The organism is Streptomyces sp. NBC_01216 (assembly GCF_035994945.1).
In the GTDB taxonomy this organism is placed as follows: domain Bacteria; phylum Actinomycetota; class Actinomycetes; order Streptomycetales; family Streptomycetaceae; genus Streptomyces.
The window spans coordinates 6,655,202-6,668,919 of sequence record NZ_CP108677.1 but is presented as its reverse complement, the minus strand read 5'-3'; the positions used below and the strand labels follow the sequence as shown (position 1 = coordinate 6,668,919).

Genomic DNA, 13,718 nt, shown 5'->3' with positions numbered 1-13,718 from the left:
TCCACGGTTGGGCCTTCCGGTGATCAAAGTCACCGGAAGGCATGGAAACGATCTTCCGGACGGCGTAGTGGCACACCCGGCCGCTCCCCGGACGGCCGGCAGGGCCCGCGGTCCGTCACCCCCGGGTGCGGCGCCGTCACCTCGGGGCCGGCGGCGGTTCAGACGCGTGCGGCGGTCGGGGCGGGGGCGTCCTGCTCCAGGCGGGCACGGAGTGTGGCGGCGAAGTCCTCGGCACGGGTCAGCTGGACGTGCAGCCGGTCGACCTGTTCCGCCGCGGCGCGTTCGTAGGTGCGGACCCGGTCGAGCAGGGCGTCGTGTTCCTCGGCGCCGATGTCGGCGCCGGCGTCGTCGAGACGGTCGGTCGCGTCGAGCAGGTCGCGCATCTGGTCGAGGGTGAAGCCGAGCGGCTTCATACGGCGGATGACCATCAGGCGCTGGACGTCGTTCTCCGTGTAGAGACGGAATCCGCCCTGGGAGCGGGCGGAGGGGACGATGAGTCCGGTCTCCTCGTAGTGCCGGATGGTGCGCAGGGACAGTTCGGTCCGCGCGGCGACCTCGCCGATCTGCATGTGCTTTCCGTCCACGCCTGTGGGTCCCAGCCCTTCTCGCGCGGCGGGACGCGTCCGGTGCCCCGCCGATCTCTACTCTAACGTTAGGGTACAGTTGCCCGTGGCGAGGGTGGCTCGATGTCGACTCGTCACTGCCGTGTCGGGGCCGATGCCGCCCCCGGCGAAGATCCGAATCCCGCAGGAGAGGCGTGTGCGCGAGCCCATGACGCCCGGCGCCGCCGTCTGCCCACCGTGACGCTTCGCCCCCGGGCGTGAGCGGGTCGCGCCGCCGCGCAGCCGCTCGATCCCGTTCCTCAACGACTTCCGGTCCCGTCCCGACGGGGCCGCTCGCGGGGTGCCGGCCCGGCCCCACCGCGTCTTCCCGCCCGCCCCGGCCTGCCGAAGGGGCGTGCCCGAGCACGACAGGTTCCTGTCCTTGTCCTCTTCTGCTTCCGCCGTCTCCACGGCCGCGCGGCTGCGTGGCCTGAAACCCGACTGGCTCGCCGACCCGAAGGTCTGGCGCACCGAGGTCCTGGCGGGCCTGGTCGTCGCCCTGGCACTGATCCCCGAGGCGATCTCCTTCTCGATCATCGCCGGCGTCGATCCGGCGATCGGTCTGTTCGCCTCCTTCACGATGGCCGTCGTCATCTCCGTCGTCGGCGGACGCCGCGCGATGATCTCGGCGGCCACCGGGGCCGTCGCCCTCGTGATCGCGCCGCTCAACCGGGAGCACGGCCTCGGGTACCTGATCGCCGCGGTGATCCTGGCCGGCGTGTTCCAGGTGATCCTGGGCGCTCTCGGGGTCGCGAAGCTGATGCGGTTCATCCCGCGCTCGGTGATGGTCGGCTTCGTGAACTCCCTCGCCATCCTGATCTTCATGGCCCAGGTCCCCGAGATGCGGAACGTGCCGTGGGCCGTGTATCCGCTGATCGCCGGCGGTCTCGCGCTCATGGTGTTCTTCCCGAAGATCACCACGGTGGTGCCGGCGCCGCTGGTCTCCATCGTGATCCTCACCGTCATCACGGTGGGTGCGGCGATCGCGGTCCCGACCGTCGGCGACAAGGGTGAACTGCCCTCCTCCCTGCCGGTCCCCGGCCTGCCGGACGTGCCGTTCACCTTCGACACGCTGACGACCATCGCTCCGTACGCGCTCGCCATGGCGCTGGTCGGACTGATGGAGTCGCTGATGACCGCGAAGCTGGTCGACGACATCACCGACACCCACTCGAACAAGACCCGTGAGTCCGTCGGCCAGGGTGTCGCCAACATCGTCACCGGCATCTTCGGCGGCATGGGCGGCTGCGCCATGATCGGCCAGACCATGATCAACGTGAAGGTCTCCGGTGCCCGGACGAGGCTGTCCACGTTCCTGGCAGGTGCGTTCCTGATGGTGCTGTGCATCGTCTTCGGTCCGGTGGTCTCCGACATCCCCATGGCCGCCCTGGTCGCCGTGATGATCATGGTGTCCTTCGCGACCTTCGACTGGCACTCCATCGCGCCGAAGACCCTCAAGCGGATGCCCGTCGGCGAGATCACCGTCATGCTCGTGACCGTCGCCTGTGTCGTCGCCACCCACAACCTCGCCATCGGTGTCGTCGTGGGTTCGGTCACGGCGATGGTCGTGTTCGCCAAGCGTGTCGCACACCTCGCCGAGGTCACCTCGGTGGTCGACCCCGACGACACCACCGTCGTGTACTCGGTGACCGGCGAGCTGTTCTTCGCCTCGTCCAACGACCTCGTCGGCCAGTTCGACTACGCGACCGATCCGGACAGGGTCGTCATCGACCTGTCCGGCGCGCACATCTGGGACGCCTCCTCGGTCGCCGCACTCGACGCGATCGAGAACAAGTACGCGCAGCGCGGCAAGACCGTCGAGATCACCGGCCTCAACACCCCCAGCGCCGACCTCCACGGAAAGCTCAGCGGCGAGCTGACCAGCCACTGAGCGCCTCCCCCCGACAGGACCCCGGCCCACGGCCGGGGTCCTTCGCGTAGCCCGCCCGGTCCTGCCCGGCCCCGGGGGCGGGGACAAGGCGCGGCACCGCGCCGAGGAGCTTCCGGGGCGCGCGGCGGTCTGTCCGAGGCAGACCTTACGGTGGGTCACATGTCCTCGAACACAGAGTCGTACGCCGCCCCGGGACACGGGGCCCACCACCGTGTGGCGCCCGTCCTCCCGCTCGCCGGCACCCTCCCAGACCGCACGCCACGACGCACGACGCCCCTCGTCAGGGGGACCGGACGGTGAACGGCACGGGGAACGAGAAGGGGGCGGCTCTGCTGAAGGCGGTCGCCGCCGGGGATCCGGCGGCGGTCCCGGCGCTGCTGGCCGGCATGGACGACGGGGAACGGCGGTCCTGCCTGCCCGCGCTGCGGGAGATCGAGCGGGGGTGGAAGGACGGCTCCGGCAGCTGGGACTTCGGAGTCGCCCGAGCGCTGAGCCTCGCCGGTGCCGGCTGCCACTCCGGCGTCGCCGCGTGCGCCGCGTGGCTGGGGCGGGACTCACCCGGCGTGTTCCGCGGAGACCTGGGGCTGCTGCGGGAGGTCCTCGAGGTCCGCACGCCGGAGTTCCGCGGCGGACTCGCGGAGCGCGTCGCCTCCGCCCCGGAGGTGCCCGGCGCCCTGTACGGCCTGGTCGTGGGGCTGGCCGCGTCGGCGGGCAGGCCGGTCCCGGTCACCCAGGCCATGGCGGTGGCCTGGGTGGACGCGGTGTGGTCGGCCATGACCGACGCCAACGGCGCGCGGTGGGTGACCTACCACGCGGGCGGCGCTGTGGGGGAACGGCCGGTCGACCGGCCGATGCTCTCCTGGCTGCGCCAGGACCCGATGACCCCGGTGTGGGCGCCCCTCCTGTTGGAGGGACCGGGCGTGGCGGACCGGCTCGGCTGGGAGTCGGTCGTCGGGCGGGATCCGCTGGTGGAGTGGGACGCCACCTTCGCCCGCCTCGCCGTGGAGGGGGTGCTGAACCGCGCTGTGCTCGTCGACGCCGCCGTCGACGGGCTGGCGCACGCCCGGCCGCCGGCGCCCGATGTGCGCTTCCGTCTCGCGCTGTTGAAGGCGCTGGACCCCACCGGGCAGGAGCACGCGGCCCGCGTCGGCGCCTGGACCCGCGTCGCGGCGGAGGGCCCGTCTCCCGTGGCCGGACTCGCGCAGGAGACGCTGCGCGGGCTGTGGGACGAGGGCGGGATGGGACTCGACGCCCTGCGGGAGCTGTCCGGGTGGGTACTGGCGCGCCCCGAGAAGAAGCTGGTGCGGGCCCAGCTGTCCTGGATCGACAAGGCGCTGGCCCGCGAGCCGGAAGCCGCCGGCGAGCTGCTGCCGGTGGCCGCCGATGCCTTCGCCTTCCCGGACACCACGCTTCAGGAGCGGGCCGTGCGGGTGGCGGGGCGTCACCTGAAGCACGCGGACGAGGCCACCCGGACCGCGCTGGGCACGGCCGCCGCCGCGCTCGGACCCGGCGTGACGCCGCTCGCGGCACGGCTGCTGGGCTGTCCGGAGCCGCCGGACGCGGGCGCGGGCCCGGACTCCGACCTGGGCGGCAGCTCGGGACCCCCGTCGGGAGCGGGCGCCGGCGCGAGGCAGGAGGGCTCCGGCGGGAGGGTCCCACGTCGGGACGCCCTGCCGCCGGTCCCGGACGCCTCGCCGATTCCGGCACCCGTCGCCGATCTGTCCGAGTTCGCCGCCGGGTTCGCCGCCGCGGTGATCGCGGACGTGCGGGGAGCCGGGCGCTCCATGAGGTTCGGGCGGATTTCGGCGAGGGAGACGGCGGGTACGGACGACCCCGCGTCGTTCGCGTGGGCACTGGACGGACTCATGCGGTTCGCGCACCGGGACCGGAAAGCCCTGGCCGAGGCGCTGGAGGACGTGGCGCGCCGGTACCGGGAGGACTTCCCCCACCCGGCGTCGGTGCCGACGGACCCCACGGTCACGCTGCTGGTGCCGATGGTGGCGGCGATGGGCCGGGTGACGCCGGAGCAGGTGCGGCGGGCTCACGCGGCACGCGAGGACGAACGGTGCGTCGACGCCCGGCTGTGTGCCGCCTGGCACGACTGGGTGTTCGAGGTCGCGGAGCGGCTCGCGGGCGATCCGGTGCCGCTGCTGCTGGCGACACCCACCCGGGCGTCCGGCGAACTGGAGGCGGAGGAGCTCCTGGAGCGGCTGCGGACCCTCCGGGAGCACGGTGCGCGTGCCGGGCGGGCCGATCTGGGGCTGGCGCTGCTGCGGCTGCGACATCCCGCGGCGCCGGAGGCCGCGCGGGCGGAGGCCCTGGCGCTCGGCACGCCGGAGGGCGAGCGGCTGGCGGCCTGGCTGGCGGCGGGACCGCTGCCCCCATGGACGGCGGAGCGGGAACGCCGGGCCGTTCCGAGCTGGCGCGGGACCGCCGCGGAGCTGACCGTGATCGTGTCGCCGGGACGCGCGGACCTCGCCGGCCTCCTGCCCGAACTCCCCCGGCTGGGAGCGGAGTACGAGCCGTCGAAGCCGTACCGCTTCCGCTGTTCGAGGGTCCCGGCCCACTGGGTGACGATGCTCCCGGGGCAGCCGGAGGCAGTGGCCGCCCATCTCGTCCCGGCGCTGGCGGAGGCCGCCTCGGGGGACGAGGAGCAGCCGGTCACCCGGCTGCTGCCGCTGCTCGCGCAGGCCCCGGGCCCCACGGGGGCGGCGACGCGGCTGGCCCTGGCCCATGGCCTCGGTGTGCGCCGGGCACCGGACCGGCTCGCGGTGGTGGACGCGCTGCTCACGCTCGCGTCCCGGGGCCGGCTGGACGCGTCCGGGCTGGGGGCCGATCTGGCCGGGCTGATCGCGCGGGGCGAGGTCGGACCGGCCCGTGTCGCGGCGGCCCTGGAGACGGCCGCGACCGGGGCACCGGTCACGGTCTGGTCGGTGCTGTCGAGTGCGCTGCCGCCGCTGCTGGCCGTCGGGACGCCGTCGCGTGGGCTCGCCGCTCTGCTGGCCGTGGCGGCGGAGTGCGCCGAGCACGGCGGTGTCCGGGCCGGGATGCCGGGGCTGGCCGAGCTGGCCGCCCGGCGCGGCTCGTCACGGACGGTGGTCGAGGCGCGGCGCCTGCACCGGGCGCTCGGAGCCGGAGCCTGACCCGTTCCCCGACGGCTCGGGGCGGCAGACGACGGCCGCCCCGCTCGGCACCGGGAGACCGGGGGCGTCCGCGCGTGGCGGCCGGCGGTCCGCGAGCGGCTCCCGCCGGCGGAGTCCGGTCGCGGAGGCGCCGGGGTGGGCGCCCGGTGAGTCGGCCGGTCCGCCCGGTCGGTAGTCACTTCAGGGCGACGACACGGTCGGCCCCCAGGACGTGGAAGGAATGTCCGATGAGTGCGGGCACCCGGGTCAGGCGAAGCCGGGATCCGGCTTCGCCTGCTCGGCGGTGCATCTTCACGAAGAGGTCGATCCCCGAGCTGTCGCAGAAGGTGAGTGCCGACAGATCCAGGACGATCTCCCGCGCACCCGTTCCGATCAGGTCCACCAGGTCGGGCTCGACATGTGCCGTCGTGTGTATGTCGAGCTCCCCGCTGAGCACCGCGCCCGCCGTGGACTCCGTGCGGCCGGTGACTTCCAGGGCGATCAGGGTCGTGGTCATGGCAGGTCCTCCCAGTGAACACCTCGCGGACCGAGGTGCGTCGCCCTTGTCCGTCCCCACCAGATCGCACGCGGGCACCGCGGCTGAAGGGCCGCAGGCCCTCAAGAGGTGGGCCGAAGGTCCCTTTCCGCCGCGGCCCGGAACTCCGGATCGAACCGACGATCCCCTGAGAGCCGGTGGGCGGCCTCTGTCCGGACGGTCACGCCCCGGCACGCCCGGCTCCGGGACCGGCGCCCGGACACGGGGTGCCGCCCCTTACGGCCCCTCCGCGCCTCCCGGGAATCCGGCACACCGCCACCGAGGATGGGGCCGATGGGCCCTCGGGCGGGGCCGGTCTTCCCCTTCCGGCGGGACGCGCCCGGCGGAAGGGTACGCGGGAGTGCCCCTCGCGCCTGGGACCCAGCCGTACGAAGGAGAAGCACATGACCACGTACCCGATCGCCGATCTGGACGCCCACTGGCGTGCGGCGAACTACCTCTCCGCCGGCCAGATCTATCTGCTCGACAATCCCCTCCTGGACCGTCCGCTGCTGCCCGAGCACATCAAGCCCCGGCTGCTCGGGCACTGGGGCACGTCTCCGGGGCTCAACCTCGTCCACACGCACCTGAACCGGATCGTGAAGGACCGCGCGCTGGACGCCTTGTGCGTCTGGGGCCCGGGACACGGCGGGCCGGCGGTGCTGGCCAATTCCTGGCTGGAGGGCAGCTACAGCGAGACCTACCCGGACGTGAGCCGCGACCGGGAGGGGATGGCCCGCCTGTTCCGGCAGTTCTCCTTCCCCGGCGGTGTCCCCAGCCACGTGGCGCCCGAGACCCCGGGATCGATCCACGAGGGCGGTGAACTCGGGTACAGCCTGTCCCACGCCTACGGCGCCGCCTTCGACAACCCCGGCCTCCTCGTCGCCTGCGTCATCGGTGACGGCGAGGCGGAGACCGGGCCCCTCGCGGCGTCCTGGCACTCGAACAAGTTCCTCGACCCGGTGCACGACGGCGCGGTCCTCCCCGTCCTCCACCTGAACGGATACAAGATCGCGAACCCTGCCCTGCTGTCCCGGATCCCCGAGCCGGAGCTGGACTCCCTGCTGTACGGATACGGCTACCGGCCCCTCCACGTGACGGGCGACGACCCGTTCGCCGTGCACGAGGCGATGGCGGCGGCGCTGGACGAGGCGCTCGACACGATCGGCACGATCCAGCGGAAGGCGCGCGCCGGCCGCGGAGCGGCGGACGGACACCGGTGGCCCGTCGTCGTGCTGCGGACGCCCAAGGGATGGACCGGACCGGCCACCGTCGACGGGCGCCCGGTCGAGGGCACCTGGCGGGCCCACCAGGTGCCTCTCTCGGGTGTGCGGGAGAACCCCGAGCACCTGAAGCTGCTGGAGGAGTGGCTGCGTTCGTACCGGCCCGAGGAGCTCTTCGACCGGGAAGGCCGCCCGGCCGGCCAGGTGCTGGCCCACGTCCCCGAGGGGCGCCGCCGTCTGGGAGCCACCCCGCACGCCAACGGCGGACTGCTGCTGCGCTCGCTGCCGCTGCCCGATCTCGGCGAGCACGCCGTCGAGGTCACGCGGCCGGGCAGCGGGGTCCACGAACCCACGAAGGTGCTCGGCGGCTTCCTCGCCCAGGTGATGGCCGACACCGCGGACCGCAGGGACTTTCGCGTCGTGGGCCCCGACGAGACCGCGTCGAACCGGCTCGACGCCCTCTACGAGGCCACCGGCAAGGCGTGGCAGGCCGAGCGGCTCGACACCGACGAGCACCTCTCCCCCACCGGGCGGGTGATGGAGATCCTGTCCGAGCACACCTGCCAGGGCTGGCTGGAGGGGTACCTTCTCACGGGCCGCCACGGACTGTTCTCCACGTACGAGGCGTTCGCACACATCGTCGACTCGATGGCCGGGCAGCACGTCAAGTGGCTGCGGACCGCCCGCGCCCTGCCCTGGCGGGCCCCCGTCGCCTCCCTCAACTACCTCCTCACGTCTCACGTCTGGCGCCAGGACCACAACGGCTTCTCCCACCAGGACCCCGGATTCGTGGACCACATCCTGAACAAGAGCCCGGAGGTCGTCCGCGTCTACCTGCCCCCGGACGCGAACACGCTGCTCGCCGTCGCCGACCACGTGCTGCGCAGCCGCGACCGGGTGAACGTCGTGGTGGCGGGCAAACAGCCCGCCTTCGACTGGCTCCCGGTCGAGGAGGCCCGCGTCCACTGTGAGCGGGGCGCGGGGATCTGGGCGTGGGCCGGAACGGCCGGGGCGACACGGGAACCCGACGTGGTCCTGGCCTGCGCGGGGGACGTGCCGACCCTGGAGATCCTGGCCGCGGCGGCGCTGCTGCGCGACCGCCTGCCCGACCTCGGGGTGCGGGTCGTCAACGTGGTGGACCTGACCCGGCTGATGCCGCGCGAGGAGCATCCGCACGGGATGACGGACACCGAGTACGACTCCCTGTTCACCCGGGACAGGCCGGTGATCTTCGCCTACCACGGCTACCCCTGGCTGATCCACCGCCTCGCGTACCGCCGCGCCGGCCATCCTCAGCTGCATGTGCGCGGCTACAAGGAGTCCGGCACCACGACGACCCCCTTCGACATGGTCGTCCGCAACGACCTGGACCGGTTCCGGCTCGTCATGGACGTGATCGACCGTGTCCCGGGGCTCTCCGACCGGGCCGCGGGTCTGCGCCAGGAGATGGCCGACCAGCGCCTGCGGCACCACGCGTGGATCCGCGCGCACGGCACGGACCTGCCCGAGATCACGGACTGGACCTGGCCGGCCTGAGTACGCCGCGCCGACAGGGGTCCGCCGGCGGCGGGCCCCTGTCCCGGCCGGGGGCTATCCCCCGGCCGGGAGCCCGGCCGCCGGGCCGCGTCCGTGGTCACGGGCGAACGCGTCGAACACCCGCGCGGGCGGCCCGTCGGTGCGGAGGAATCGTTCGTCGAGGATGGCCGCGAGGTCGTCGAGGGCGGCACGCAGCACCGAGGCGCTGAGCCTCACCTCGGGGCGACGGGCCCCCGCCGCCTGGTCGGCGAGGTCCGCGGCGTACCCGATCCGGCAGGCCAGGGAGGTGGCGTCGTCACCGTCGTGGAAGTAGTAGGACTCCGCGTACTGGAGGAGATCCACCGACACGCCGGCGATGTCCGTGGCGAGACCGCCGAGAATCCCGGCGCCGGCCTCCGAGTCCAGCTGCTCCCGCGTGGGCCGGGCGCGCGCGAGATGGGACAGCCTGAGGGCCAGCGCGCGCCTGCGGGCCAGCGCGGGATAGATGCCGAGGATCCACGAGACGGTGGCGGTGAGCAGGGCGAAGCCGACGAGACCCTCCATCGGCGCGAGGATCCGCAGCCACCCTTCGGTCGGCGCGATGTCGCCGAGCCCGAGGGTGGAGATCGTGACCAGGGAGACGTACAGGGCGTCGAGCAGCCCGTCGTGGTCGGCGGGGCTCAGCCCGTTGCCGTACACGAACGCCCCGGGCATGTGGGGCCAGTAGATGAGCGCCCATCCGGCGACCACGGTCAGGGTCCACAGCGAGACGACGGACACCATGGCGAGCGGCCCGGCCAACCCCGAGGCCCTCCGGCGCGTGCCCGACCGGGAGGAGAGCCGCCACAGCGCCATCATGCCGAGCCTGCTCAGCCCTCCGTGCCGGGTGGGGTGCCACAGCGTGTGGAAGACGTCCCGCAGGATCAGCAGCACGAGGGCCATGCCCACGCCGGTGACCAGCCAGTCCATCGCGTACTCTCCTTCGCGCGTCCGGGGCACAGCCTCTCGCATCAGGCGTGTCGTCGTCAGGAGGCGGCGCCCGGAGGCCGGCGACGGGAGCCTGGACCGCGCGAGGTCACGCGATCGAGCCGTTCCTCCCTCGCTCGTCGACGACCGGGTAGCCGGCGCCCGCCCACGCGTGCATCCCACCCCTGACGTCGACGGCGTCGACGCCTCGCTCGACCAGGAGTCCGGCCGCCTGCCGCGAGCGGTTTCCACTGCGGCAGATCACGATCAGCTTCCGGTCCCTCGCCGCCTGGGGCAGCGGAAGTCCGGCGGCGAGGTCCGACAGCGGGGCGTGCACGGCCCCCGGGGCGTGACCGGCCTTCCATTCGGAGGTCTCGCGCACGTCCAGCAGGACGCTGCCGGACCCGTCACCGCCGGTAAGGCGCCGGGCCTCTTCGACGCCCAGGCGGGGGGTGGCGTTCCGTCGGAACGGGAACATCATGCTTCTGGCCTTCCGGTTCGGCCCGTGTTCGGCGCACGGGTGCTCGGGGGACGGGCAAGGATGGTGCGGCGGCGCACGGGAGGAAGTTCCACGAGGCCCACACATTACCCCTGGGGGTATGTCATCCACTGACCATCTTACCCCGGGGGGTATGCGGTTGCCGGATGTCCGCCCCGGCCGGACGCCCCACGGGAAGCGGCCGGTCCCGCGCCCTCACGGCAGGACGCTCCCGCGGGGCGGACCCGGGCGCGCCCTTCGCCGTCCGGTCGGGACCGTCACCCCCGCACCACCCGGCGACCGGTGATCCGGACGGAGGTGACCGTCATCCAGTGCGTACGGTGGCCACCCGCCCAGGGCGGGGAGGGGGCCAGGGCGTCCAGACCGCGGAGCCTCTCTCCGTCGGTGACGCCGGCGGCCTCGCCCACGACCAGGACGCTCCAGCCCTGGCTCATCGCGTCGTCGATGCGGTCGACCTCGAAGGCCACCTCGGTGCCGGCGGCGCGGGCGAGCGGTGATCCCTCCTCGGTCCGGAAGGCGACGTCGGCCCCGGCCACGACGTAGTTGACCGGAAGGATGGCGGGGCCCTCGGGGGTGAGGAGCGCGACGCGGCCGATGCCGTGCGTGGACAGCAGGCGTCTGCACTCCGCCTCGCCGAGCTCGACGAGCCCCGTCTCCCGCCCCGCCGTCCCGCGGCCGGGCGGTCGCTCGGTCGTCGCGCCGCTCAGGTCGGCGACGGTGGTCCCGAGGGCGTGGGCCACGCGCAGGAGCGAGCCGGCGGCCGGCGAGGCGGCCTGTTCCTCCAGGTACGCGATGTACGAGGCGGCCACGCCGGAGCGGCTCCCCAGTTCCTCGCGGGAGAGACCGAGCTCCTCCCGCCGGGTCGCGATCCGTCGGCCCAGGTCCGTACGTCCGCTGTCGTGGGTGCCGATGGGCCGGGGTGTGGTGCCGGGCACGGTGCTCACTTCCCTGAGGTCGACATGGTCATCTCGTCGTGCCGGGGGCCGCCCAGCGCCACCTTGAGGGCCCCGGTCTCCGCGGCTCGGGAGAAGACGTCGTACGCCTGCTCCATCTGCCCCAGCTCGAAGCGGTGGGTGATCAGCGCGGCGGACGGGAGGCGTCCGGCGGCCGTCATCTTCAGGAGCATCGGGGTCGAGTAGGTGTCGACGAGCCCGGTGGTGAGGGTGACGTCCTTGATCCACAGGTCTTCGAGGTGGAGCGTGGCCGGTTTGCCGTGCACTCCGATGTTGGCGACGTGCCCGCCGGGGCGGACCATCCGCGTGCAGGTCTCGAATGCCTCCGGGACGCCGACGGCCTCCATCACGACGTCGGCGCCGAGTCCTTCCGTCAGGTCCTCGACGAGCCGTTCGGGTTCCTCGTCCGCCTTCGCCGTCGCGTCCGCGCCGAGGGTTCGGGCCGCCGCGAGCCGGGAGTCGACCAGGTCCACGGCGATGATGCGGCCGGGGCTGTAGAGCCGCGCGGTCGTGACGGCGGCGAGGCCGATGGGTCCGGCGCCGACCACCACGACCGTGTCGCCCGGCCGGACCCCGCCGTTCAGCACACCCACCTCGTAGGCGGTGGGGAAGATGTCGGCGAGCAGCAGGGCGTCGTGGCTGTCGACGGACTGGGGCAGCGGGTACACGGAGAGGTCCGCGAAGGGCACCCGGACGTACTCGGCCTGGGTCCCGTCGATGGTGTGCCCGAGGACCCAGCCGCCGCCTCCGCGGCACTGTCCGTAGTGGCCCTCACGGCAGTAGCGGCAGCGTCCGCAGGAGGATATGCAGGAGATCAGCACCCGGTCACCGGGCCGGACGCCGCGGACGCCGCTTCCCGTCTCGACCACGGTGCCGACCGCCTCGTGGCCCAGCACCCGCCCCGCGGTCACCTCGGGCACGTCTCCTCGGACGATGTGCAGATCGGTGCCGCAGATGGTGACCGCATCGACGCGCACGACGGCGTCGGCGGCATCCTTGATGCTCGGGTCCGGAACATCCTCCCAGGAGGTCTGTCCCGGGCCGTGGAAGACGAGTGCCTTCATCACGTCACCCTTCCCGGTCCCGTCGCGTGGACTGCCGGACACCCTCAGCCTGACCTCGTGCGAGGCAGAGCGCATGGGCCGGACGGTCCCCCGCCGGGGTCCGGACGGTCCCCCGCCGGGGTCCGGACGGTGGACGGCGCGAGACGGGCGCGATCGCGTACGCCGTCACCGCATGTGCATGGAGAAGCTCTCGGTCTCCAGGTCGAGCAGACCGGTGAGGGTCTCCCAGACCCGCGCGCCGTCCTCCACGGTCACCGCCGAGCCCAGGGCATCGGACGAGGCTTCCACCAGGGCGTCCCGGTCGTCGGCGGGCCGCTCCGGGACGCGGTGATCATGTCCGCCACCGCGCTCAGCGTGCGGCGAGGGGAACATGTCGGTCGCGTCGCCTGTGAACCGACTGACCCAGCCGGTGAAGAACCCGGGGACCACGGTGAACGGGACGCCGTACGTCGGAACGACATACGGCGGGTCCCGGACCTCGTCGGGCAGCTCCTTGAGCGCGTGCTGCAGTTCCACGCCACCGGGTCGTCGGGAACCAGGCCACACACCTCGCTATTGGTCCAGACCTATTGACGCGCCGAGTCGCCCCTCCTACGATCCGGTCCGACACTCCCCATGTCCCCACCTCACCCAGAGCCGGGCGTCGCGCCCTCATGAGTCAGTCATGCCCATGACACTCGGCGGAAAGGGAGCACCACATGTTCCGTCGGAGGCCGCGCACTCCACGCCCGCCGGGCGGTTCCCGCCCCTGTCCCCCCGACCCCGCCCGCCGCGTGGACGACCGGACCGGTCGCGCCCGGCGCGGGTCGACCGTCCTGACGCGCTCCCTCGCGGGAATCAGCGCCGCCGCCGTCATCGGGGCCGGCGTCGCCGTGGTGGGCACCCCCACGGCAGGGGCCGCCACCACCAACCTGGTGGTCAACTCCGGTTTCGAGAACGGACTTTCCGGCTGGAGCTGCTCCGGCGGCTCCGGATCGACCGTCGTCAGCCCGGTCCACTCCGGCGCCTCCGCGCTCAAGGCCGTGCCGACCGGCATGGACAACGCGCGGTGCACCCAGACCGTCAGTGTCCGCCCCAACTCCTCGTACACGCTGAGCGCCTACGTCCAGGGCAGCTACGCCTACCTGGGTGCCACCGGCACCGGCCTCACCGGCGCCACGTCCACCTGGACGCCGGACAACGCCTCGTACGGCCGGCTCAGCGTCGACTTCGCCACGGGGGCGAACACCACCCAGGTGACGGTCTACCTGCACGGCTGGTACGGGCAGCCCGCGTACCACGCGGACGAGGTGGAGCTCACCGGCCCCGGCGGCGACCCCACCCCGACCACCGCACCACCGACCACCAC

At 73.3% G+C, this 13,718-nt stretch carries 10 protein-coding genes and 1 pseudogene; 4 read left to right on the top strand and 7 right to left on the bottom strand.

Annotation, left to right across the window (positions count from 1 at the left end; all coding sequences use genetic code 11):
* Positions 1-158 precede the first annotated feature (158 nt).
* A complete protein-coding gene (locus OG393_RS30120) occupies positions 159-584 on the bottom strand; it encodes a MerR family transcriptional regulator (protein ID WP_327377840.1) in 426 nt (141 codons plus the stop codon).
* Positions 585-984: 400 nt separating this feature from the next.
* On the opposite strand from OG393_RS30120, the gene OG393_RS30115 reads away from it, so the two are divergent.
* Complete coding sequence (locus tag OG393_RS30115; protein WP_327377839.1) at positions 985-2,493, top strand: SulP family inorganic anion transporter; 1,509 nt, start codon at positions 985-987, stop codon at positions 2,491-2,493.
* A 296-nt stretch (positions 2,494-2,789) separates the two neighbouring features.
* The gene (locus OG393_RS30110; RefSeq protein ID WP_327377838.1) at positions 2,790-5,636 is read left to right on the top strand and encodes a DUF6493 family protein; all 2,847 of its coding nucleotides are present in this window, start codon (positions 2,790-2,792) and stop codon (positions 5,634-5,636) included.
* A gap of 175 nt (positions 5,637-5,811) precedes the next feature.
* On the opposite strand, the gene OG393_RS30105 is transcribed toward OG393_RS30110, so the two are convergent.
* A complete protein-coding gene (locus OG393_RS30105; RefSeq protein ID WP_327377837.1) occupies positions 5,812-6,132 on the bottom strand; it encodes an STAS domain-containing protein in 321 nt (106 codons plus the stop codon).
* Positions 6,133-6,524: 392 nt separating this feature from the next.
* On the opposite strand from OG393_RS30105, the gene OG393_RS30100 reads away from it, so the two are divergent.
* Entirely contained in the window at positions 6,525-8,909 is a 2,385-nt protein-coding gene (locus OG393_RS30100) for a phosphoketolase family protein (RefSeq protein ID WP_327378600.1), read from the top strand.
* 54 nt (positions 8,910-8,963) lie between these two features.
* Here OG393_RS30100 and OG393_RS30095 read toward each other — a convergent pair whose 3' ends face one another.
* The 5 genes from OG393_RS30095 to OG393_RS30075 all read right to left on the bottom strand — a co-directional run bounded on the left by OG393_RS30095 (position 8,964) and on the right by OG393_RS30075 (position 12,886).
* Positions 8,964-9,857: a potassium channel family protein gene (locus OG393_RS30095; RefSeq protein ID WP_327377836.1), complete on the bottom strand. Its 894-nt coding sequence runs from the start codon at positions 9,855-9,857 to the stop codon at positions 8,964-8,966.
* 106 nt (positions 9,858-9,963) lie between these two features.
* Positions 9,964-10,332, bottom strand: coding sequence for a rhodanese-like domain-containing protein (locus OG393_RS30090; RefSeq protein WP_327378599.1), 369 nt, complete (start codon positions 10,330-10,332; stop codon positions 9,964-9,966).
* Between the two features lie 278 nt (positions 10,333-10,610).
* Positions 10,611-11,297 carry a helix-turn-helix domain-containing protein gene (locus tag OG393_RS30085; protein WP_327377835.1) on the bottom strand — a complete coding sequence of 229 codons (687 nt, stop codon included), beginning with the start codon at positions 11,295-11,297 and terminating at the stop codon, positions 10,611-10,613.
* Positions 11,294-12,370 (bottom strand): zinc-dependent alcohol dehydrogenase family protein, encoded by a 1,077-nt coding sequence (locus tag OG393_RS30080; protein WP_327378598.1) that lies wholly within the window; start codon positions 12,368-12,370, stop codon positions 11,294-11,296. The genes OG393_RS30085 and OG393_RS30080 overlap by 4 nt, the downstream gene beginning before the upstream one ends.
* A gap of 165 nt (positions 12,371-12,535) precedes the next feature.
* The gene (locus tag OG393_RS30075; protein WP_327377834.1) at positions 12,536-12,886 is read right to left on the bottom strand and encodes a hypothetical protein; all 351 of its coding nucleotides are present in this window, start codon (positions 12,884-12,886) and stop codon (positions 12,536-12,538) included.
* A 182-nt stretch (positions 12,887-13,068) separates the two neighbouring features.
* On the opposite strand from OG393_RS30075, the pseudogene OG393_RS30070 reads away from it, so the two are divergent.
* Positions 13,069-13,617: pseudogene (locus tag OG393_RS30070) on the top strand (carbohydrate binding domain-containing protein); the annotation flags it as partial.
* Between the last annotated feature and the right edge of the window lie 101 nt (positions 13,618-13,718).